The following is a 22895-nucleotide window of genomic DNA, read 5'->3' on the forward strand; positions in this document are numbered from 1 at the left end:
AACCACTAGTTTAGATGATATGTTATAGTGAAATTAGATCAGCAAAAAATTTTAAAATTAACTAATTTAACTGCTAAGCATGTTTTTATTTTTAACCAAATCGATTCAACTATGATATACGCACAACAGCATTCTTTTGACGGTATTAATTTAATATTGGCTAGTCAACAAACTGCCGGTAAAGGACAGCGTGGTCATTCTTTTAACTCCCCAACCACAGGCCTTTATGCGACTATTATCGTTCCAGCCAAAGATGAATTTTTAAAAAGCCCGGGAATGCTAACGGTTGGTGTTGGGGTAGCGGTACAGCAAGCAATTAAGCAGGTACTTGGTATTGAAACTCAGTTAAAATGGGTGAATGATATCTATGTTCGTCAGCAAAAATGCGGTGGTGTCTTAGTCGAAGTAAAAAGTAATAATCAAAATGTTGTTGAAAGCTTTATTATTGGCATTGGACTCAATTTAACGTATCATGAATCATTGAAGAGCGTAAAGGCGACAGGATTAACTGACACTGATGAAAAAAAGAATGAACTGATTGCGGCAATCTATAATTTAGTGGTTAAAATGTATCAGCATCCTCAACCAAATCAAATTGGGAAAGCTTATCAAAATCACTTGATTTGGCAAAATCAGTTAGTATCAGTTAATTATCGTGGTCTAAAAATGATTGGAAAAATTGATGGGGTAACACCTGATTTTAAGTTAAGGTTAATAGATAAGGTTGGACAGCATCATTTATTAACGGCTGCTGAATCAGAACATATTCGAGAAATTTAAGTAGTCAGTTGGAGTTAATATGTATGAAGAAAAAGTTTGATGATAAGAAAATTACAACTAAACAACAAATTATCTTTGGACTCTTCGAAATGATGATGGAAAAGCCATATGCAGATATTACAGTTAAAAGTATTTGTGAAAAAGCTGAAGTATCACGGATGACATTTTATCGTAATTTTCATACTAAAGAAGATGTGATTACTGGTCAGATTGATATGGTCTATTCAACTTTTATTCAACGTTTGATTATTCAAAATCGTTTTACTTTTTATGATGTGGCAACGACTTTTTTTACCATCATCAAAGAAAATCAATTGATGATGGAAGCGATTGTCAAAAATGACTTATCTAATATCTTATTGAGTGTTTTGAGTGAATATATTAAGCAGTTAATTGATAATGAAATTTTAAAAACAAGGGAAAATTCTTCAGAGATGTTAGTAGCTTTGATTTCTGGCGGATTAACCGAAGTGATTATTACATGGACTAAGAACGGAATGAAACAGCCTGTTGATGAATTAGTTATTTTTGCTTCAAAATATATGCACTTTAAAATTAATTAAAAAGAGACTGGAAAAAATTTCCAGTCTCTTTTTGAATAAATATGTATAAAAAAAGATCCCAACCGAAGTTGAGATCTTTTTAAAAGTTGATTATTCTTCAACTGGAGTAACGTTAGCAGCTTGTGGGCCACGATCGCCATCTTCAACATCCAAAGTAACTTTTTCGCCTTCATCAAGAGTCTTGAATCCGTCTTTGTTAATAGCTGAGAAGTGAACGAATACGTCACCATCGTCAGTTGTAATAAAACCGTAACCCTTGTCAGCGTTAAACCATTTAACAGTACCTTGCTTCATAATATGAAACCTCCATAAAAAAATTTTATTAATGTTGCTTTAGTTTGAATCTAATAAGGAAGTCATTCTATAATAAAACAAAACAAGAAACCTTAAAAACTCGAAACCTATCACACATCTACTTAACTATAACATGGTTTCATAATATGTCAATACAAAACACTAATAAATGTTAAAATAAATTAATTAACTAGAAAGAATGGGGAAAGTTCATTGAAAACACTAATTATAGTGTCGCATCCAAAGTATCAGGGGTCTGGAACTCAAGCATTTTTAAAAAAGTCATTGACATCATTTTCAGATGTTACCTGGCATTGTTTAGATGAAGAATATCCTGATCAAATTATTGATGTGGAAAAAGAAAAAAAACTACTTCAAACACATGATAGAATTATTTTTCAATTTCCAATGTATTGGTACAGCGCTCCGGCATCTTTAAAAAAGTGGGAAGACGAAGTTTTAACACGATCTTTTACTTATGCCAATGAGATTGGAGCATTAAAAGGGAAACAATTAGGAATTGTCACATCGCTTGGCTATCCAGCAAAAGAATTTCAAGCTGGAAGAGCGGAAGGATTTAGCATTTCAGAAATTATGATTCCATATCGTGCTTTGGCGCATCGAGCGGGGATGCAATTTATGAGTCCCTTGATAATTGATCAGTTTGCTTATATGACCGAAACTCAGAAGGCAAAACTTTTAATTAATTATCAAGAATATATTACAGCTCCATATCCGTTTGATTTTACAGTGCAACAAAAATGGATTTCAACTCAGTTAAACAAATTAGCAGCAAATATTTCTCCAAAACAAGAAGTAACTTTACGACTAATTATTGAGCAGTTGGAACAAAATCAAGATGATTTAGATAGTTTGAAGTGGCAAGTAAAATTAATGCGACAAGAGGAGGAAAATTAATTTGGAAAATGAACAATGGTTATTAAATCAAATTACTGATTTAGAAAAAAATCAAACCTCATTTGATGTTAAGGCGCTTTTAGAAGCTACAAAACGAACCGTTATAGAACAAACTAATCGAATTGAACAAACACAAGCTGAATTAGACGGCCGAGCTTGGAGTCCAAATAATTGGTAAGAAAAAAAGCCATAGCGGCTTTTTTCTTGCTTATATAATAATTTATGCCCAATGGTTAATTGGTCCAAATTGATGTCCGACATTAATACCATCTTTAATACACTTATCTACGTAATCTTTAGCAGAACGAATAGCATTTTCTACTGATGCGCCTTTAGCTAATTCAGCAGTAATGGCAGCAGACAAGGTATCACCTGTTCCATTTTTGTGTGTAGTATCAAAGTAAGGTCCAGTCATTTCAAATGAACTTCCGTCTTCTAATAATACGTAATCAGTTACTTCTGTTTGGGAAAAATCATCATGACGTCCTTTTACCATGATATTTTTAGCACCAAGTTGTTGCAATTTATGGGCAGCTTTGGACTGAAAATCGGGATCATTTTCATTAATTCCACTTAATTTAACCGCTTCAAAGAAGTTGGGAGTCAAAACATCGGCTAATGGGATTAGTTTTTTCACAAAAGTGGAATAGGCTTCATTTTCTAACAACATATCACCATGTTTAGTAATAATTACCGGATCAATAACTAAAGGACCAAAAACGTATTTTTTGAGATTGTCAGCTACTGTATTGATAATTTCAACATCTGCCAACATTCCGGTCTTAGCAGCTTTAATTTTGAAATCGTCGGATAAATCCTTAAATTCCTGATTAATAAAAGAAGTCGGCATATTTACTGCATCGTGAATCCCGAATGAATTACCAGCTACACATGCTGTTACAATTGATGCTCCGTAAACTTTTTTTGCAAAAAATGTCAATAAATCAGCCTGCATCCCTGCACTACCATCACTATCGCTACCTGCAATTGTTACTACTTGAGGATAATCGTTAATCATTTTAGTCACCGCGCTTTCTTTTTCCCATGAATTTAATTTGATTTTTACTTGTTTGGTGTATTATAATACAAGAAGCTGTTATTTTGAAGTTAAAAAGTAAAGGAGTTCTTAATCATGAGAATTTGTCATCCAAATGGCGTTCAAGGTCGTCGTCCGATTGACCAAAAGAAACGTAAAAAAGAACAAAAAAGAGTAGCAGATTTACAAAAGTTAATGAAAGAAAAACCTGCTAAATAATCTAAAAGTTGCTTTAGCGACATTTTGTTTTTAAAAAAGAGTTATAAGTTCATTCGAACTTATAACTCTTTTTATTATTGTTTTGGTTTTTTAGCTTTAGTAGCTTTATTGATGTCTTTCTTCTTAGGTTTTGACAATGCTCGTAATTGATCTTTAAGAGCATTGATTTCATCTGTATGGCTTTCTTTCCATTTTGCAAATGAATTCTTAGAATCAGAATCAGCCGGCTTTAAACCGGTATTAAGCCAAAACATAGCTTCAGACAAGCTAGTGAAGTTATGCAACCATAGTGTCTGACCGTTTTCTGAATCAAAAGCGACATATGATCTTGGTTTTTTCTTTAAGAAAGTATGACGTCTGATTTTGAATGCTTCTCTTTTTCTAGTTAAAAAGTAGTCTGGTAAAATATAACTACCTGGAGAGATAAGCTCAGGAAAACGTTCATTACGTTTGGCGTGACGATCTCGTAACATTTTCATCGCTTGGTCAGCTGTAATTAATTTAATATTCATATCGGCCATTATTTTTGTCTCCTCCTGCTACTATTATTTTTACATAAAAAAGGGAACATGCAAAGGATTTCAGGGAAATCCTTATAAATTATTAATATTTTTTTGAAAAGGGAGAGATTAGCTTGACAAAACCTAAAAAATTTTATGCTGTCCGTAAAGGGAAGCATCCGGGAATTTATCAAACTTGGGATGAAACTAAACAACAAGTAGACGGTTTTTCAGGTGCTGAATATAAAAGCTTTTTAACTCATCAGGAAGCCAGTGATTATTTGAAAGCAACATCTATAAAAAAAGCGGGAAAAGTAACTAAAAAAGACACTGCAAATGACTTGGGAAAAACATCTCCTGAAATAATTGTGTTTACTGATGGCGGTTCGCGGAATCATGGAAATGTTGCTGGAGGACATGTACGTAAAGACGATAAAGCAGCTTGGGCATATTTGATTGATTATCATGGCAAACAGCATTCTGATTCAGCTGGAGAATTTGGCGTTACTAACAATAAAATGGAAATCACAGCTTTATTAAAAGCGTTACAATGGATGAGTGAAAATCATTTAAATGAAAAAAATATTGGAATTGTTTCTGATTCACGATATGTGCTGAATGCCATTCAAAAGGGTTGGTTACAAGGTTGGAAACGCCGGGGGTGGAAACGAAGCGCCGGTCCATTGAAAAATAGTGAACTTTGGCAGGCTTTAGATCATCAACTGCAACAATTCCCCAGAATCCAATTTGCTTGGACGAAAGGGCATGCTTCAAATAAAGGCAACATATTTGTCGATGAATTGTTAAATAAAACAATGGACAACATGTAAGGAGAAAAAATGACAACTGAAAGAGAAAAAATGACTGCTGGGAAACCGTTTGAACAATTTGATCACGAATTGATTAAACGTCGAATCTTAGTACGCGAGATGCTGCAAAAAATTAATAATACTCCTAATAATGAAGAACGAAATACAATGATTAAAGGTTTATTTGCAGAAACTGGCGATGAATTTTTTGTCGAAACGGATTTACAATTTGATTATGGATTTAATATTCACATTGGGAATAACTTTTTTGGTAATTATCGCTTAACTTTGATGGATTCTTGTCCAATTACTTTTGGGAAAAATTGTTATATTGGGCCTAATTGTGGTTTATATACTAATATTCATCCGCTGAATGCTAAAGAACGTATTAACGATGTTGAATTAGGAGCTCCAATTACAATTGGAGATAATGCTTGGTTTGGTGGAGATGTAACTATTCTCCCAGGTGTAACACTAGGAGATAACGTTGTAGTGGGCGCAGGAGCGGTTGTAACGAAATCTTTTGGTGATAATGTTGTAATTGCTGGTAATCCAGCAAAAGTGCTTAAAACCATTGATAATGGACAAGATGATAATTAGACCAATTGCTAGTAAGTGTTATAATAATGGCATAAACTAATCATTTGGTATTGGTTAAGGCATACCTAATGGTTCGATATTCGATCCATTAGGTATTTTTTTGTGCAATAACTTATTAATCTAATAGCTTATATTAATCTGAGGGGGATTATTATTTTTAAACGTTTTAATATTGATAAATATGTCTTTATTCCTACCATCTTAATCTTTGCTGTAGCGTCGATTATTTTAATTACTGGCGGATCCGGATTACAAGGAGTCCTTACTGATGCTTTAACTTGGATTACAAAACAAATGGGCTGGGCATATATGATGGTGTATATTGTCAACTTTATTTTTTTATGTGGCTGATTTTTAGTAAATATGGTTCAATTCGATTAGGAGATCCGCATTCTAAGCCTGAATATAGTAGCTTACAGTGGGGGAGCATGGTGTTTGCCACTGCTATTGATGCTAGTATCTTGATGCTTAGTATGGTAGATCCAATTCGATATGTTTCACAACCACCATTTGGAATTAAGCCTTTTTCTCAAGATGCTTATAATACTGCCCACATGCTTGGTCAGTTTGACTGGGGACCAATGGCATGGATGATGTTTGCACCTGCTGCAATTGCGATTGGCTACCTTTTATTTGTAAAGAAAGCTAAAGTACAGCGACTGAGTAAAGCAATTGGATTCATTCAAGGTGATGAAAAGTGGAAATATGCTTGTCGTCAGTTGGTTGATTTTATGGTCGTTTTTGGGATTATGGGTGGAGTAGATTCATCAGTTGGAATGGAAATTCCAATTATTTCCAATGTTTTGAGTAGTTTAACTGGAATTCCAGATAATTTAGAATTAAAAATTGCTTTGTTTGCGATTTTGTTTGTGATTTTTGCTTGGACAGTATGGCATGGATTAAATGGTGGAATTGATAAACTTAGTGATATGCATATTTGGACTGCTATCTTATTTTTAGCGTTTGTGTTGTTTGTTGGTCCCACTATCTATATTTTGAGTTCAGAAACCAACAGTTTAGGTTTGCTGGCAAGTAAGTTTGTTACTTTGAGTACTAATACCGTTCCAAATGGAACACCAGATATTGCTAATTCAGAAACTATCTTTTATTGGGGCTGATGGTTATCATATATGCCAGTCATGGGATTGTTTATTGCCAGAATTTCAAAAGGACGAACGATTCGTCAGGTCTTGCTTGGAATGCTAGCTTACGGTTCAGTTGGTTGTTTGAGTTTTTATGCAATTTTAGGTGGATATTCACTTTGGTTACAAAAAAATGGGGTTATCAATCTAGTACATATCTTGAATACTAAAGGACAAGCTGCTGTAATTACAGCTGTCTTATCAACTTTGCCGTTTAAAGTAATTGTATTTGCAGTTTATTGTATTTCATGTTTTATTTTCTTAGCCACTACGATTTCTTCATCGGCTTATATCGTTTCTTCGTTCACTAGTTTGAAGCTAAAAGATGATCAAGATCCCAGTCAGGTTAACCGAATGACCTGGGTTGTTATTTTTGTTTTATTTGCTTTTGGAATTGTTGTAGTGGGAGGATTTAATACAATCCAAACTTTCTGTGCTATTGCTGGTTTCCCACTGATGTTTGTCTGTATCATGGTCCTTGTTTCTATTTATCATATGGTTAAAAATGATGAAGGAATCCTTTTGAAGGCACAAGGAATGGATGATATGAGAATTGAAAAGAAAAAGGAAAAGATGCTGCGGTTACGTGCTAAGCATATGACAGAAAAATTAAACCAAAAAAATGATTCTGATGACTAATTAAAATTTAAACTAAAAGCATTATGACAGAATAATATCTGAAATAATGCTTTTTTAATTAGATAAAATAAATTTTTGATAATAAACAGGCAAAAAATTAAATATTCGTGCTATGATATTGATAATAGTAGGTGACAATATGACAAAATTAGTAGAACCAATGGTTTTTAAAAGAATTTTATTGACGATTGATGCAGATGATCCAGAAGCTAATGAAAGAGCATTGCGGTATGCGGTAACACAAGCCAAAGAATTTGATGCGGAACTTGGGATCTGTTCGGTATTAGAGGGTAGCGATATTAATATTTACGATTCTTTAACACCGAAGAAATTAGACAAGAAACGTGAAGCACTTAACGAAGTGATTAATAAATACGTTGAGATGGCTGAAGATTTTGGTGTAAAAAACGTTACAGCAATGACCAGTGAAGGTGGAGATATCGACGATGAGATCTTAGATACCATCATTCCTGATTTTAATCCCGATTTATTGGTCTGTGGGGCTGATAAAGATGGAGAGCACCGCTTTTATAGTATTAGCATTAAATTAGCTAAGAAGGCTAAAATTTCAGTAATCGTAATTCGTTAAAGGTAGGTAATAAAAAAGTGTCGGATAAATTAAGAAAATTTTTTAGTGAGGGAACGACTGATGAAATCACTAAAAAGTTGTTGGGGAAATTATTAGTTTATAATTCCCCACAAGGACTGATGAGCGGGTATATTACTGAAGCAGAAGCTTATTTAGGAGCCAAAGATTCCGCTGCTCATGCTTATCAAGGTAAACGTACTCCTTCAAATGAGGCTCTCTATGGTTATCCCGGCACAGTTTATATCTACTCAATTCATTCACGACTATGCCTTGATATTGCGACTCAGGCTAAGGATACTCCGGAGGGAATTTTGATTCGTGGAATTGAACCTTATCAGGGTATCAAATGGATGGAAAGAAATCGATCCAAACATGGTTATAATCTTACTAATGGACCTGGGAAGCTAATGCAGGCACTTGGGATTGAAGACAAAAAAATGAATTTATTAGAGTTCGGTGAAACTGATTTAGATATTAAATTAGATGATGGTAAAATTCCTGAAAAAATTGAATCTAGTGGACGTATCGGAGTTAGTGATCGAGGTAAATGGACGGAAAAACCATATCGTTTTTATGTTGCTGGCAACCCTTATGTGTCTAAAATGGCAAAACGCGATATGAATTTAGAAACTTACGGTTGGAAATGAAAAGACTCATGATTGGTTTATATCAATCATGAGTCTTTTTTATTTTATTTTTTTAAAAGATATTTAGCATCAATCTCAGGATCTTGGGAGGTCAAAATCTTAGGACCATCATTAGTAATTACCAAAGTATGTTCGTATTGAGCAGATAAAGAACCATCTTGAGTTACATAATAAGTCCAATCATCCTTTTCATCATAGCGATCTTTAATTTTCCAAGTTCCAAGGGTTACCATTGGTTCAATGGTAATTGTCATCCCAGGACGAAGGCGTAAACCGCGTCCTTTTTCACCATAGGCTGGAACAGCAGGATCTTCATGAATTGAAGGTTGGATTCCATGTCCAATTAATTCGCGAACATCACCCATGTGATTTTCGTCTTCGACGTATTCTTGAATGGCAGCACCAATATCACCGATTCGGTTTCCAACTTGGGCTTGATCAATTCCTTTATAAAGCGCTTCTTTAGTAACATCCATCAATTTTTGGGCTTTTGGATCAACTTCGCCAACAGCATATGTCCAACAAGAATCGCTTTCAAAACCATCCTTGTTAACACACATATCTACTTTGACGATATCGCCTTTTTTTAGTTTGAGACCCTTACGTGGAATACCGTGTGCAACCTCATCATTAATGGAAATGCAAGTTCCAAATTTGTAACCGTCAAATCCTTTTTCAGAAGGGGTAGCGCCATGTTCAGTAATATATTTATCTGCAAATTCTTCAATTTCCCAAGTATCTAAACCTGGTTTAATAAGTTTCCGCAATCCTTTGTGGACACCAGCTAAAACAGCACCGGATTCAGCCATTTTTTCAATTTCACGATCTGATTTTAAAGTAATCAAGTGAATTTCTCCTTTGTAACTAATTAATTAAACTCTGGTTGTAACGCCTCATCTCTAATATAGCACTATTTTACCGTGATAATCTAATGGAAAGTTCGTGCTATGGGATAATTAGCTTAATATTTATCGTTATAAGTAATTGCAAATCCTTCAGGACCAGCATGAGGCATTAAAGAAGGACTGGTATAGTTAAGAACAATGTTAATGTCAGGGCGTTTAGCCAAAATAGCATCGCGAATCTGTTTGGATTCAAGATCATCATCTACAAATGGTAACCCAACATCTTTAATGTTAGGATTACCAATGATCTCTTGAATTACTTTTTGAACAATTTTTTCCATTTGTTTTTTGCCCCGACATTTGTGGGCAAAATTTAATTGGTTATTTTGAACGGTTACCACTGGCTTTAGTTTAATTAAAGATGAAATAAAACCGGTTGCTTTACTTGCACGTCCACCTTTTACTAAATAATCCATGTTATTAATAAATAGATAAAATTTTGTATTAGGAATCATTGCAGTTACTTCTTTTTCAATGTCATCTAAAGTGAATCCAGTTTGAAGCATTTGTCCGGCTTTTAAAACGAGATAGCTGGTTCCGCGATCAGCAGTACCACCGTCGACAATTCGAATATCATTGTCAAATTGTTGGGCTGCCATTTGAGCTGTGTTGGCAGTTCCGCTAAGAACAGTACCAATGTGGATTGAAATAATTTGTGCATCCGGATCATCATCAATGATTTTTTGATAAGTTGCCACAAAATCGCCCAGTGATGGTTGACTAGTAGTTGGGAATTCTTGGTCACTTGCTAAAATATCAGAAAATTCTTTGGAAGTAATATCAATCTGATCTTTGTAAGTTTTGCCGTTGGCAATCGCACGTAATGAAACTAAGTTAATACGATATTTTTCTATTTCTGCAGGAGTTAATTGAGAAGTGGTATCAGTTACAATATGAATCATTTTTTCTCCCTTTGTGGTTTTAATTTATTAACCAAGTATAAAGAATGTTTGTAAAATCTGCTAATTAAAATGAAATAAATAAGTAAAAATCAAAGATTAAGGTTGACAGCATGCTATTTTGATTTTGATACAAAATTGGTTGATTGTAAATCAATTAAGTTTCAATGTTAGCCTTAATTATTAAAGAAATTATTAATTAAAATATGGAGAAAGCCGACTTACGTATGATAGTATATAAGTTGATGGATTTCATTTAATTATGAAGTGTATTTTATGAATGGTTAGATTAATAAAAATTAAAAAGGTGATTACTTGAATAAAATATTTAACAAAAGAGATTTGTTTGTATTGATTGTTGAAGTAGCCACAATTATTTTTGGGTTCTTTTATATTCAATTTGGAGCTGGTGGAGATAAAGATAATGTGGCACCAACGCAACAACCAATTATTTTTGTTTCGGATCAAAATCGGGCATCAGCGGCTGCTAAACATTTGGTAACGACTACTAGTCGTTCTGGTGGAGATGTTGCCATGCATATTGATGTTTATGGTAATGGTAAGATTAAGTATCATGCTAATAAAAACGTAAGATCAAAGCAGCCGATTATCGAAGTTAATTTTGGTGATCGGGCTAAAACTACCAAAGCTCAATCAGAAAAATTAAACGAAATTTTTAAGTACCTTAATCAAAAGTATAATTATAAACAATATGATGCAATTGGTTATGGAGCAGGATGTTTAGCGGTTTATGATAATGCGGTTACCTATGGGACCAAACAAAATAAGATGGGATTGAGTCATTTTATTTCAATTGCTGGTCCATATCAAGGAGTGATGCCGATTCGAGTTCCAGCTGATAATCAAAGAAATATTCCACGTTCGGGGCCACATCATAATCTGGCACATCATCAGGATATAATTCGCCAACAATCAATCGCTCAACAGCAGAATATTAACCAACGTTTCCCTAGTTATAAAGAATTAAAAGCAAAATCTAAAAACTTGGATAGTAATACTAGGGTTCTTAATATTTATGGAGTATTAGGAGAACATGATCTTTCTGACGGTAGAGTTTCGGAAGCATCAGCAAGTTCATTGAAGGGATTAGTAAAATCTGATAATTATCAGGCTCTTCGTTTGACTGGTCCGGATGCTGAACATGCTCGAATTTTAGATAATCAGATTGCCGAAAGATTGGTAAATCGCTTCTTATTTAGTGAATAACATAAAAAGCAGCTAACTTTTAAAGTTAACTGCTTTTTTGCTTAGCTTTTTTAGAGATTTGAAATGAGACCACTTTCGACAGCTTTATTAATGCGATGTAATTCGTCGATTTTAGCATCAAATAAAAACTTTGTCTTTTCATCCGAATTTTCGGTTGCTTGATTAGCTTCTGATTCTAAAAATTTAATTTGTTTTTCTAAATATTCTTTTAAATTCATCATTGTTCTCCTTTTTTACCAAATTTGTACTCGGTCAGCAGGGTCTAAGTACATCTTGTCTGTGTCAGTCACATCGAATGTCGAATAAAAATCATCCAAATTTTTAACTTGTACGGATGCTCTAAGTGCAGCAGGGGCATGTACATCAATTGACAATAATAATTGTTGATATTCCATACGTGCTTTCATACGCCAAATGCGAGTCCAATTAATGAAAAATTCATTTAAATCAGCGTCGGGTTCTTGTTTGGCAGCTGCTTCAGCACAACTAAGACCACCTGCATCAGCGATATTTTCTGACACCGTTAGTTTACCATTAACTTTTCCGCCAGCAAAAGGAATTCCATCGAATTCTTTAATCATTTTTTGGGCTAATTCAGTAAAATGCTGATGATCTTCTTTACTCCACCAGTTATTTAAGTTACCAAATTCATCAAATAAGGATCCATTATTATCGAAAGCATGTGAAATTTCATGAGCGATTACTGCACCAATCCCGCCATAGTTAGCACTTGATGATTGGTTAAGACTGTAAAATGGTGCTTGTAAGATGGCTGCTGGGAAAACAATAATATTTTTAAATGGATGATAGTAAGCGTTGACTGTATTTGCACTCATTTCCCAACGTTCACGTTCCACAGGTTTATTCCACTTAGAAAACATGTCTTGGTTAGCAATCTTACTAAAGTTGAGCAGGTTTGCTAAAATCGATTCATTTTCATTGGTTTTAAATTTACTGTAAATTGGAGTAATCTTTTCTGGATATCCGACTTGAATTCCAAGGGTGCTTAATTTTTTGATTGCCATTTTTTTAGTATCAGGACTTAGCCATTCGTTTTGAGAAAGTCGATCTTTATAAACGCCAATCATTTTTTCAACCATGTGATGGACATCAGCTTTAGCTTTTTCTCCAAAGTATTTTTTACCATAGTAATCGCCTACAACTTGGTCAAAAGTTCCAGAAGCTAGATAAAATGCTGCTTTTTCAGGTTTCATAGCCTCTTCTTTACCTGACAAGGCGCGACTATAAGTGTCCCCAACTTGTCTAAAATCTTCTGATAAGGTTCCGCTGAAGCGATTAACAACCTTAACTAACATCCAATCTTTCATTAATTGAAAATTATTAGCTGATAATAATTCAGCTAAATGTTGGAAATATTGTGGTTCGGTTACAATTATTTTATCAGGTACCGCACCAACTAACTGATTAATAGCAGCCTTTAAATTAAGAACGGACGTTGAACTAGCGAGTTCATCGGTTGTTTCTGGATTATACATTTTACTGTAATCAGCAGCTTCTTCAGCAGATTTAACGTTTGGAGCAATTAATTGATCAAATTTTTTAGCATTTACAACAATTTTGTTGGCATCATTCTCATTATAACCGACCATTTGTAGTAATTTACTACTCATCTCAGTAAAAATTGGCATCAACTGCTGAAAAGCTTGATTTCCTTTTTCATAATAGGTTTTATCTGGCATGAAAAGGGAAGGTCCGCTAGCAAAAAGTGCATTTACTTTAGCGTTCTTCATATCTGGATCAAGATCTAATGAAAATGGAGTTGGTAGCCCAGAAAGAATCCAATCTGGCAACTGATCATTAAGATCATTAAAGTCTTTTAAGTTGATAATCCGTTCAATGATTGGCTTTACAGAAGCAGCACCTTCTGAGTCACGTTTTTTGAAGTTATTAGCCATTTTATAAAATTTGACGTATTCCTTTAACTCTGGAGTATTTGCTTCTAACGTTCCGTTTTTAAGCTCTTCAGAGTCTTTCATTAGAGTTTTTTCAATGTCGTCAACTAAATCCATAAACCCACCAACTGAAGAATGATCAGCAGGAATAGTAGCTTGTTTAGTCCAAGCACCATTGACAGCATCGTAGATATTATCTTTAATTTCATCTGTATTAATTGGAAATTGTTTATTTGTCATATGATTTTCCTTTCTAAATTAAGTTCATAGTTAAATGGTATCAAAAAAGCCTCGTAAAAGTAACTTTTACGAAGCTTAATTGTTATTTATTTCTGAGATCTTCAATTGAGTTAACATTCTTCATGTATTTTGGAACTGCTAATCCAACTTTGGCACCAGGACAGTTTGTGGTCACAATCTCAACTTTATTTTTAAATTTCTTGTAAAGTGGACCAGAGGTAACTGGTAACCATGCAGAGGTGGTTACATCTGCTGATCCTCTAGCAATGGAAGACCAAGCTGGTTGTGCTTCCATTGCACTAGTAGTGACGTTATAGCCTTTATCTTTTAAAATTTGGGAAGTTACATTAGTTGAGGCAATTGCATCATCCCAAGTTACATAAGTCATTCGAACTTGTTTACCATGACCGTCGGGAACCCCTTTAGTCCATTCTTTAACTTGTTTAGGATGGTCTTTGATAAATTCTCTAGCGGTCTTTTGTGGATTTTCACCTTTAAAGTTCTTATACATAATGTCGCTCATCATGTCGGAATTCCAGTGGAATTGCTTAAAGAATTTGTAAGCTCCTGGATTTTCTTTGGCAAAACCTTTGCGAGCAACAGTATCAATCTTTTCTGATTTACCATAAACATTTTTAGGATCTTTTAAAAATTTAATTGGATATTTTTTAAACATCCAATGTGGCTGCCAAGCAGTTATCACAATCGGCTGTTTATATTTGATTGATTTCTGCAATTGACTACACATTGCAGCTGTAGAACTAGCTTGGAGTTGCCAATTTTCCTGTTTTAATCCATAAGCAGGGAGTACTTTTTGCGTTGAAGCCATAATACCAGCTCCGGCATCAATTCCTGTAATCGTGTAATGAACCTGGGGTCCAACACTTTTGTTAGGACTGTACTTTTGGGGAGTTACGCTACAAGCTGACAAGGTAATTGCCAAGACGCCTAAAGTTAAGATTCCTACAATATATTTAGTAAATTTATTTTTCATAAATGTAGAACCCCCTTAGTTGTCTTTTTTGTTTTGATTACTGCCGCTTAGTCCTTCAGAGAGACGATCAAGAATGATTGCTAAGATAACGATGGCAATTCCGGCTGCAAAACCAGCTCCGGCATCATTTCTACCTACGGCAAAGTAAACTAATGAACCAAGTCCCATTGTACCAATCATAGAAGCAATAACTACCATTGAAAGCGCAAGCATCATTCCTTGGTTAATTCCAGAAATGATAGTTGCTTTAGCAAGTGGCAACTCAACCTTGAATAATTTTTGCCAAGTAGTACAACCAAATGAAACTGCGGCTTCATTTAAGTCAGCAGGGACTTGTTGAATCCCTAAACAGGTCATACTTACAATTGGGGGAAGGGAAAAGATTACAGAAGCAACTACTCCTGGTACCATTCCAATTCCAAATAAAGCAACTGCAGGAATTAAATAGACGAAGGCTGGCATCGTCTGCATGAAGGAAAGAATTGGTCTAATAATCACGTTAACAGTGTGGCTTTTAGCCATCCAAATTCCAAGGGGAACACCGATTACAATAATAATTAAACTAGTTGCTAATACTAAAGTAAGCGTTTGAGTCATATCGTGCCAGTAGCCTTGATTCCAAATTAAAGCTAAACCAAGAAGTTCAAATAACATGGAGCCCCAGTGTTTAGTTTTACGTAGAATAAACCAAGTTAAAATTAAAATCAGAATGATAAATAACCAAGCAGGGAATAAGTCTAATACCCATTGAATGGCATCTAAAATGGCACCAATTCCGGCAGTTAAAGCATTGAAAAAGCCAGCAAAACCAGTTAACCATGCTACAAATGAATTAATCCACTTAGCAAGCGGAATAGCGGGAATCCCGCTTAAGATTGCAAATAAGTTATTCATTATCATTGCCTCCTTCACTAGTATTAGAAGAAATTGCTTCTAATAAAGTACTTCTCAGGATAATTCCTTCTAAGTGTTTTTCATCATCGATTACTGCAAATGGAACTGGAGATTTTGAAATTTGAGCGAATAATTCAGCGATGGCAGTATCGGAGCTAGTGGTAGGAACATTAGTATTAAGGATTTTGTGCAAATCTCTTTCATTGTTTTTAATCAAATCGCTAACATCATCGGCATCAATTAAGCCCAAGAAATGTTTATCATTATCAACGACGAAAATACTTGATATTTGATCTTGATTCATGCGACGTAATGCTAATTTAGGTCCATCCTTTTCAATGTTAATTGTGTTAGGTTTGACCATTATATTACCAGCGGTAAGAATCTTAGAACGATCAACATTTTCAATAAATTTCTTAACATAATCATTTTTAGGATGTGTTAGTAAATCTTCTGGAGTAGCAATTTGAACTACATCTCCATCATGCATCATTAGAATTCGATCACCAATTCTCAATGCTTCGTTTAAATCATGACTAATAAAAATGATGGTTTTATGTAATTTATGTTGTAATTCAAGAAGTTCATTTTGCATTTCACGTCGATTAAGTGGATCAAGGGCTGAGAAAGCTTCATCCATTAACAAAATATCTGGATCATTGGTAATGGCACGAGCTAATCCAACTCGTTGTTGCATTCCTCCAGATAATTCATTTGGATAACTATTGTCATATCCCTTTAAACCAACCATTTCGAGTGATTCATGTGCTTTTTTATCACGTTCTGTTTTGGCAACCCCTTGAACTTCAAGTCCAAAAGCTGCATTTTCAATAATTGTACGATTAGGTAAGAGGGCAAAGTCTTGAAAAACCATGCTCATCTTTTTTCTTCGTAACTCAAGCAACCCTTTTTTATCAAGTTGCATAATGTTTTCACCATCTACAAAAATCGTTCCTGAAGTTGGTTCGATTAAACGGTTAAACATTCTCAAAAGGGTTGACTTACCAGATCCCGAGAGACCCATGATAACGAAAATTTCATTATCATTAATGGTAAAGTTGGCATCGTCAACTCCAACATTACTCCCTGTTTGAGCAAGAATTTCGGCTTTACTTTTTCCTTCAGATAAGAGCTCTTGTGCTTTGTTGATTTGTGAGCCAAATATTTTAGTTAAATGGTCCACTTTAATCTTTTCATTCTTTTCAGTCACAGAACTTCTCCTTTCATTTTCGGGTAAATTGTAAAAAAATAAAAAACCCACTATAACAACATAACAAGATATAGTCGCTTTTGTCAAACAACTTAAACCTTATAAAACACGTCATACGGGGTTTTATAGTTGTAAATGCCTATGGTATATAGGTTTTTCACAATTAATATTTATTAAATTTTAGTTAATTAATTTAGAAATAATGACCGAAAATAATTCCGACGAAGTAGTGAATAAACATCGTTAAAATTCCAACAATCACGTTTCTAATAATTGCAACTTTGACCATTCCGTTTCCAAGTTTGGCACTTAAAAATCCGGTTAATGCAACGGCAATGATAACAGCTACAATTGTGCCACTCCATTTTAATTCAGCAGGCAACAATGTCATTGCCAGCAAGGGAAGGGTTCCACCAGCAGCGGCAGACACTAGTGAAGAAAAAGCTGCGCTCCAGGGACTCATGTATTTGCCTATCTCTAAATCATATTTAACTGATACCATGGTTTGTAATGGATTTTTTGTTAATAAGTCGTCCGCAATTTCAGTTGAGGTTTCTTGAGAAATTCCTCGTTTCATATAATAATCAATGACATCTTGACGTTCACCGGAAAAGTCAGTTTTTAAAAGTTGCGCTTCTCTAGCCACTGCTGATTCTTCAGTATCGCGTTGGGAACTAACAGAAGCATATTTACCACCAGCCATTGAAAAAGCACAGGCTAGTAAGTCGGATAAACCGGCAATGAAAATGGTGAAGGGGTTCGTAGTAGCAACTCCAACGGAAAATAATACTCCAACAACAGTTAAAATTCCGTCATTAGATCCAAGCACACCAGCTCGCAAATTATTTAATTTTTCATCTAAAGTCTGTTTTTTATGTTTTTTAAAAATCATTTTTTCTCTCCTAAGCAACCATTCCAATTAAAAATCCAATGAGGTAAGTTACTGACATAGTAACGATTCCAGAAATCACATTTCGTAATACTGCCCGAACTCGGTTAGCCTGACTAAGGATGGCAGCCAGATAACCAGTGATTGCTAAAGCAATAATCACAGCGATAAAAGTCGTAATAATATGTAGACTTTGTGGTCCGACAAAGATTGAAACGAGTGGTAATAATGATCCGAGTGGAAATGAGATCATTGAGGCAATTGCTGCCGCATAAGGACTGGTAAATTTACTGGGATCAAATGAATAACGTTCTCGAACAGTAGTAGTTAAAGCATTTTCACCCATCATTTCAGTGGTAGCTTTATGAGCTAATTTAGGGTTCATTCCAGTTGCCACGTATTTATTTTGAACAAAATCAAATTCTTTTTGATAATTTGTTTTTAATTGTTCTTTAACAGTTTCGATGGCCTGATTTTCAGAGTCTTTTTGACTACTAACCGAAACGTATTCTCCCATTGCCATGGAAACCGTTCCGGCAAGCATTCCAGCTAATCCAGAAACCAAGATTGCCCAATGACTGGTCGAAGCTCCGGCAACCCCTAATACTATCCCTGCGATTGAGAGAATACCATCATTTGCGCCCATGACACTTGCCCGCAGAACATTTATTTTTTGAGCTAACGAAAATTTATGTTTTTTTTGCATAATAATCGAGCCTTCCTTATCTATAATTATTATAAAATCGTAACAGTTATATTTTACCCAAAAATATAACGAAAGTAAATAGTTAATTAGATTAAATTTAATTTATAGTAAAAAAATACCCCATAAAAATTAGATTTTTGTCTAATCTTTATGAGGCAGTATAGAATATGAACAGTTCTTATCTTTTAAATTTTCGAAGAATTCTAGATTTCATGGGATATTTAACTACATTTAGTTTTCCGTTGTTTAGTTGAGCTAAATAAACATCCGGAATGATAGTATGCTGTTTTTTAAGCATTTCAACTAGTTGTGGTTCAGTGATTCCAGCTCGTTCCATCACCAATTTGTTAATTTGACCATCGGCAATAATTGGATAATTAATCGCTTGATCTTTAAAAGTAGTAACAGTCAGCTGACCATTTTGTTCTAGAGTTGCATTTTTAACATCGCGAAAATTACTAACTCCATCAGTTCTAAGCTTAAAAGCTAGCTCATTAGCATTTACGCCGGTATTTAAAGCACGAGTTACATTTACTTTCCCATCCAAAATTAAAACTTGCGGTGTCCCGTTGATCAATTTATTAATCGAATTACTCTGACCGGTTAAAAATTTGATTGTAAAGACAATTACGGACCAAATCAAAAGAATGACAACAAATTGCAGAACGGTAATTTGTGAATTATAAATAATTCCTCCGATTATTCCACCAAGAATATAATTCTGAAGTTGGTCAAGTGCATTGGAAGGAGCTAGATTACCTTTCCCGGATAAATTAATTTGTAATACTACCATAATTAATCCGACAATAAATTTCAGAGCAATCGAACCATAATCGACGCCATTACTATCTGTTCCGCCAAACCCAAAGTTAAATTGAGCCTTATTAACATGCTTAGGGGGATTTACTAACTGAGTTTCTTTTAGATTGTAATTTGATTGATCATTATTGAAATTAACTACATAATATTTTTTGCCAATCTGAACTGTCATTCCGTCATTTAAAGCGTTACTACTGGCATATACATCATCTACCGAAACGTGCTTTTGATCAGCAATCTTTTTTAGTACCTGCACAGTCTGACCAGTTTGAATGGCAATCACTAACGCCCCGGAAAGAGATACTAGGATAAAAAGATTTCTAAAGCGGGGGTTATTACGATTTCGATAGTAAAATAAACCAACCACGATGATAATAAAGAAAATTAAGGCCATTAAACCTATAAAAAGCTGGTTAGTAATGTTGTAATTGTGTTTTAAATAATCATATGAATATAAATTCAAGATATACACCTCAATATTAAGATTGAATTTTGTATGTAATCAAAAAATACCCACAACTAAAACATTGGTTGCGAGTATTTTTTGTTTATTTGGCTTCTTTTTCTTGACATTCTTTACAAATCCCATGGACTTCAACACTAGTAACAGTCGGTTTAAACCCATCTTTACTAGCAGCTTCTTGTAAATGTTTATCAATTTCTGGAAATTCGGGATCATCAACATCAATAATCTTATTACAATTATCGCAGGTAGCATGAAAATGAGGATGATCGTAAAAATCATAACGATAACCACCATCAACGCTAGGCATTTCAATGATAAGATTTAACTTTTTGAATAATCTCAAATTGTTGTAAACAGTTGCCATGCTTAAGTTAGGAAATGTTTTTTCCAAAATATGAAAGATAGTTTCAACGGAAGGATGTTCATCAGTTTCAATCATATATTTTAAGATAATTTGACGTTGTGGTGTAATCCGAACATTGTTTTCTTTCAAACGGTTCATTGCATTTTCATAACGTTTGTCTGTCATAATGACACCTCTATTCTAAACGTATTTTTTAAATCACAATTCACTATAGTACAACCTATTAGTATATTACAGTATATTCCTATATAGGCATAAATTTCAAATAATAAACACTATGAATCTGATTTCCAGAAATTTTTGATTTCATTTTGAAGTTCGGTGAGATTGTGTGCAATTTGATAATTGCGCCAAGTTGGAGGAAATAATTCGGTATAACGTCGTTGTGTAAATCTTCGATCCATTAGTAAAATGATCCCTTGATCCTGATATCCACGAATTAAACGTCCTGCAGCTTGAAAGACATTATTTAATCCAGGTAACTGATAGGCATATTCAAAACCATGACCATTATCTGCATCAAAATAATCTCGAATTAAATTAGTTTCTGTGTTTAAGCCAGGCAAACCAACGCCAACAATGCCAACGCCGATTAATTTATCACCAACTAAATCAATTCCTTCCGAAAAAAGTCCTCCAAGCAATGCGAATCCAACGACTGGTTGTTGTTGTGGTTGATTAAATGTTTGTAGAAACTTAGTTCGTTGTTCGTCATCCATATTGGGTTTTTGACAAATAGTATTTATTTCCGGAAATTTAGTTTTAAAAGCATCATAAACCATTTCTAAGTATACATTTGATGGTGCAAAAATTAAATAATTACCTTTTTTTTCTTTAATGAGGTCATAGATTGAACTAATGATTTTATCGAGACTTTGTTCACGATTATTATATGTTGTATCAATGTAGGAAGTAATGATGATTTTTTGGTGCTTAGTATCAAATGGTGATGGTAATTGATATTTCAAACTTTCTGGCTCGTCACCTAATACTTTTGTGTAGTATTTCATAGGCGATAGGGTAGCAGAAAATAAAACGGCACCGCCACCTAAATTAAGAGTATCGGCAATAAAAGGACTGGGATCCATACAGAATAAGCGAACAGTAATTTGATTCTTATTAAGTAACACTCTGAATTTAAAATTAGGACCAAAATATTCATCAATTTTTAAATAAGTTGTACATTGAAAGAAAAAATCAAGTATTTTGTCGGTAACATCACCTGGAGTCTGTTTTGCGAGCCATTTCCGCAAAACTTGAACTAAATTTGTGATTGACTTAGTGAATTTTTCGTCCGTTTCCAAATAATCGCGTTCGGTTTGTTGTTCCTCCAGAAGTGGTTTTGCAATTCTTTTGAAATTTCTTTGAAGACTGCGCAGTTTAGTGATTACTGGTTGATCGTTTTCATTGTCTTTATGTAACAAAGATAGCAAGTCGGTAATTGCAGAATTAGATAAGTTAGCAGAATACATCTCTCGTGAACGATCTACTAGGTTATGTGCTTCATCAATTAAATAAAAATTTTCCTTATTTTCAATTTCAAAAAAACGTTGTAAGTGGACCTTTGGATCAAATAAATGATTATAATCGCCAATGATGATATCACAAAATAAACTAGCATCTAATGAAAATTCAAATGGATCAAGGGTATATTGGCGTGCATATTTTTCAATTACAGCGCGATTAATTTGATGATTATTTAACAAAAGATCTTTTAAGGCTGGCTTTAACCGATCATAATATCCAATCATATAAGGATTTTCTTCTGGAGCAACCTCTTGTTCTTCTGGAAATTTGATTTTATCTTTGGCAGTTAACGTGATACTTCGAATTTTTAAACCATTATTGCTCATGAGACCAATTGCTTCTTCGGCTACCCGTCGCGTACTTTGCTTAGCAGTTAGATAGAAAATCCGTTTAATTTTTTCAGTTGCTAATACTTTGACTGCAGGAAATAGAGTAGAAATGGTTTTTCCCGTTCCAGTAGGAGCTTCTGCAAACAGGTGTTTGTTAAGTAAGGCTGATTTGTAAACCGCGGCAGCTAATTCATGTTGCCCAGCTCGATATTTTCCAAAAGGAAAGGTTAGTTGAGTAGTTGAAGTAACTTTTTCCGCATTTAACTGATCTTGCAACTGGAGCCACTCTTCATAATCACTAACTAATTGATTAAAAAATTTTGTAGCTTCAGTCTTACTGATTGTTTTTTCAGTTTTCGTAACAATTTCATCAGGAGTTTGAACATAAGTTAGATGTAATTTAACTTCATCTAATTCTGGATGGCTGTTCATTAGTAAATAAGCATAGGTTTGTGCTTGACCCCAGTACAGGGTTAATTTATTTTCAGGAATATCTTTGAATTCGATATCAGATGTTTTAATTTCTTCAATTGTAGCGGTTTGGTCTCTAAGAATTACTCCATCAGCACGACCGTGGATTAAAAATTCATGACCATTAATTTGGGCCGCTTTTTCTAAATAAAATTCTGCCTGATAGTCGCTTGACTGCTTCCTTTGTAGTTTTCGATGAATACGAGAACCAGTTTGAGCTGTGTTCATACTACTAAGACTGGTAGCCAAATCACCACTTCGCAAAATGAAGCCGACTAGGTCGCACACTCCTATCTTGTTCACTAT

25 protein-coding genes and 1 pseudogene are annotated in these 22895 nt (G+C 34.3%); 11 read left to right on the plus strand and 15 right to left on the minus strand.

What is annotated here, in order from left to right:
* The first annotated feature begins 27 nt into the window (after positions 1–27).
* Both BHU33_RS03780 and BHU33_RS03785 read left to right on the plus strand, forming a co-directional pair.
* Positions 28–780 carry a biotin--[acetyl-CoA-carboxylase] ligase gene (locus BHU33_RS03780; protein ID WP_054645964.1) on the plus strand — a complete coding sequence of 251 codons (753 nt, stop codon included), beginning with the start codon at positions 28–30 and terminating at the stop codon, positions 778–780.
* Positions 781–803: 23 nt separating this feature from the next.
* Entirely contained in the window at positions 804–1343 is a 540-nt protein-coding gene (locus tag BHU33_RS03785; RefSeq protein ID WP_054645963.1) for a TetR/AcrR family transcriptional regulator, read from the plus strand.
* A gap of 90 nt (positions 1344–1433) precedes the next feature.
* On the opposite strand, the gene BHU33_RS03790 is transcribed toward BHU33_RS03785, so the two are convergent.
* On the minus strand, positions 1434–1637 hold the full coding sequence (locus BHU33_RS03790) for a cold-shock protein (RefSeq protein WP_054645962.1): 204 nt from the start codon (positions 1635–1637) through the stop codon (positions 1434–1436).
* 213 nt (positions 1638–1850) lie between these two features.
* Here BHU33_RS03790 and BHU33_RS03795 point away from each other — a divergent pair, with 213 nt between their 5' ends.
* Entirely contained in the window at positions 1851–2555 is a 705-nt protein-coding gene (locus BHU33_RS03795) for an NAD(P)H-dependent oxidoreductase (protein ID WP_054645961.1), read from the plus strand.
* 1 nt (position 2556) lies between these two features.
* Positions 2557–2733, plus strand: coding sequence for a hypothetical protein (locus BHU33_RS07525; RefSeq protein ID WP_167550921.1), 177 nt, complete (start codon positions 2557–2559; stop codon positions 2731–2733).
* Positions 2734–2775: 42 nt separating this feature from the next.
* Here BHU33_RS07525 and thiD read toward each other — a convergent pair whose 3' ends face one another.
* On the minus strand, positions 2776–3573 hold the full coding sequence (gene thiD, locus BHU33_RS03800) for a bifunctional hydroxymethylpyrimidine kinase/phosphomethylpyrimidine kinase (RefSeq protein ID WP_056997711.1): 798 nt from the start codon (positions 3571–3573) through the stop codon (positions 2776–2778).
* A 114-nt stretch (positions 3574–3687) separates the two neighbouring features.
* On the opposite strand from thiD, the gene BHU33_RS07700 reads away from it, so the two are divergent.
* A complete protein-coding gene (locus BHU33_RS07700) occupies positions 3688–3810 on the plus strand; it encodes a hypothetical protein (RefSeq protein ID WP_263850448.1) in 123 nt (40 codons plus the stop codon).
* 74 nt (positions 3811–3884) lie between these two features.
* Here the strand turns inward: BHU33_RS07700 and BHU33_RS03805 are convergent, their stop codons facing one another.
* Positions 3885–4331, minus strand: a complete 447-nt coding sequence (locus BHU33_RS03805) for a hypothetical protein (RefSeq protein WP_054645960.1) — start codon at positions 4329–4331, stop codon at positions 3885–3887.
* A 113-nt stretch (positions 4332–4444) separates the two neighbouring features.
* On the opposite strand from BHU33_RS03805, the gene BHU33_RS03810 reads away from it, so the two are divergent.
* From BHU33_RS03810 to BHU33_RS03830, 5 genes and pseudogenes are all read left to right on the plus strand, one after another.
* Positions 4445–5140 (plus strand): ribonuclease H family protein, encoded by a 696-nt coding sequence (locus BHU33_RS03810; protein WP_054645959.1) that lies wholly within the window; start codon positions 4445–4447, stop codon positions 5138–5140.
* Positions 5141–5149: 9 nt separating this feature from the next.
* Positions 5150–5719: a sugar O-acetyltransferase gene (locus BHU33_RS03815; RefSeq protein WP_054645958.1), complete on the plus strand. Its 570-nt coding sequence runs from the start codon at positions 5150–5152 to the stop codon at positions 5717–5719.
* Between the two features lie 189 nt (positions 5720–5908).
* Positions 5909–7500: pseudogene (locus BHU33_RS03820) on the plus strand (BCCT family transporter).
* A gap of 139 nt (positions 7501–7639) precedes the next feature.
* Positions 7640–8089: a universal stress protein gene (locus BHU33_RS03825; RefSeq protein WP_056997710.1), complete on the plus strand. Its 450-nt coding sequence runs from the start codon at positions 7640–7642 to the stop codon at positions 8087–8089.
* Positions 8090–8106: 17 nt separating this feature from the next.
* Positions 8107–8736: a DNA-3-methyladenine glycosylase gene (locus BHU33_RS03830; protein ID WP_056997709.1), complete on the plus strand. Its 630-nt coding sequence runs from the start codon at positions 8107–8109 to the stop codon at positions 8734–8736.
* Positions 8737–8780: 44 nt separating this feature from the next.
* Here the strand turns inward: BHU33_RS03830 and map are convergent, their stop codons facing one another.
* Positions 8781–9581, minus strand: a complete 801-nt coding sequence (map, locus tag BHU33_RS03835; RefSeq protein ID WP_054645957.1) for a type I methionyl aminopeptidase — start codon at positions 9579–9581, stop codon at positions 8781–8783.
* 116 nt (positions 9582–9697) lie between these two features.
* The gene (locus BHU33_RS03840) at positions 9698–10543 is read right to left on the minus strand and encodes a DegV family protein (RefSeq protein WP_056997708.1); all 846 of its coding nucleotides are present in this window, start codon (positions 10541–10543) and stop codon (positions 9698–9700) included.
* Positions 10544–10855: 312 nt separating this feature from the next.
* On the opposite strand from BHU33_RS03840, the gene BHU33_RS03845 reads away from it, so the two are divergent.
* A complete protein-coding gene (locus BHU33_RS03845; RefSeq protein ID WP_225354804.1) occupies positions 10856–11767 on the plus strand; it encodes an alpha/beta hydrolase in 912 nt (303 codons plus the stop codon).
* 50 nt (positions 11768–11817) lie between these two features.
* Here BHU33_RS03845 and BHU33_RS07530 read toward each other — a convergent pair whose 3' ends face one another.
* The 10 genes from BHU33_RS07530 to BHU33_RS03890 form a co-directional block, all read right to left on the minus strand.
* Complete coding sequence (locus tag BHU33_RS07530; protein ID WP_156764598.1) at positions 11818–11988, minus strand: hypothetical protein; 171 nt, start codon at positions 11986–11988, stop codon at positions 11818–11820.
* 12 nt (positions 11989–12000) lie between these two features.
* Complete coding sequence (locus BHU33_RS03850) at positions 12001–13920, minus strand: M13 family metallopeptidase (RefSeq protein WP_054645954.1); 1920 nt, start codon at positions 13918–13920, stop codon at positions 12001–12003.
* 82 nt (positions 13921–14002) lie between these two features.
* Positions 14003–14914, minus strand: a complete 912-nt coding sequence (locus BHU33_RS03855; RefSeq protein WP_054645953.1) for a glycine betaine ABC transporter substrate-binding protein — start codon at positions 14912–14914, stop codon at positions 14003–14005.
* A 15-nt stretch (positions 14915–14929) separates the two neighbouring features.
* Complete coding sequence (locus BHU33_RS03860; RefSeq protein WP_054645952.1) at positions 14930–15808, minus strand: ABC transporter permease; 879 nt, start codon at positions 15806–15808, stop codon at positions 14930–14932.
* Positions 15801–17018, minus strand: a complete 1218-nt coding sequence (locus BHU33_RS03865; protein WP_054645951.1) for a quaternary amine ABC transporter ATP-binding protein — start codon at positions 17016–17018, stop codon at positions 15801–15803. Before BHU33_RS03865 ends, BHU33_RS03860 begins: the two co-directional genes overlap by 8 nt.
* A 193-nt stretch (positions 17019–17211) precedes the next feature.
* Complete coding sequence (locus BHU33_RS03870; RefSeq protein WP_054645950.1) at positions 17212–17910, minus strand: VIT1/CCC1 transporter family protein; 699 nt, start codon at positions 17908–17910, stop codon at positions 17212–17214.
* Between the two features lie 10 nt (positions 17911–17920).
* Complete coding sequence (locus BHU33_RS03875; protein WP_054645949.1) at positions 17921–18613, minus strand: VIT1/CCC1 transporter family protein; 693 nt, start codon at positions 18611–18613, stop codon at positions 17921–17923.
* Positions 18614–18791: 178 nt separating this feature from the next.
* Positions 18792–19895: a DUF3290 family protein gene (locus tag BHU33_RS03880; protein WP_054645948.1), complete on the minus strand. Its 1104-nt coding sequence runs from the start codon at positions 19893–19895 to the stop codon at positions 18792–18794.
* 85 nt (positions 19896–19980) lie between these two features.
* Positions 19981–20427, minus strand: a complete 447-nt coding sequence (locus BHU33_RS03885) for a Fur family transcriptional regulator (protein WP_054645947.1) — start codon at positions 20425–20427, stop codon at positions 19981–19983.
* Positions 20428–20537: 110 nt separating this feature from the next.
* Positions 20538–22895 (minus strand): ATP-dependent DNA helicase, encoded by a 2358-nt coding sequence (locus BHU33_RS03890; RefSeq protein ID WP_054645946.1) that lies wholly within the window; start codon positions 22893–22895, stop codon positions 20538–20540.

The sequence above is a fragment of the Fructilactobacillus lindneri DSM 20690 = JCM 11027 genome, assembly GCF_002907375.1.
Classification (GTDB): domain Bacteria; phylum Bacillota; class Bacilli; order Lactobacillales; family Lactobacillaceae; genus Fructilactobacillus; species Fructilactobacillus lindneri.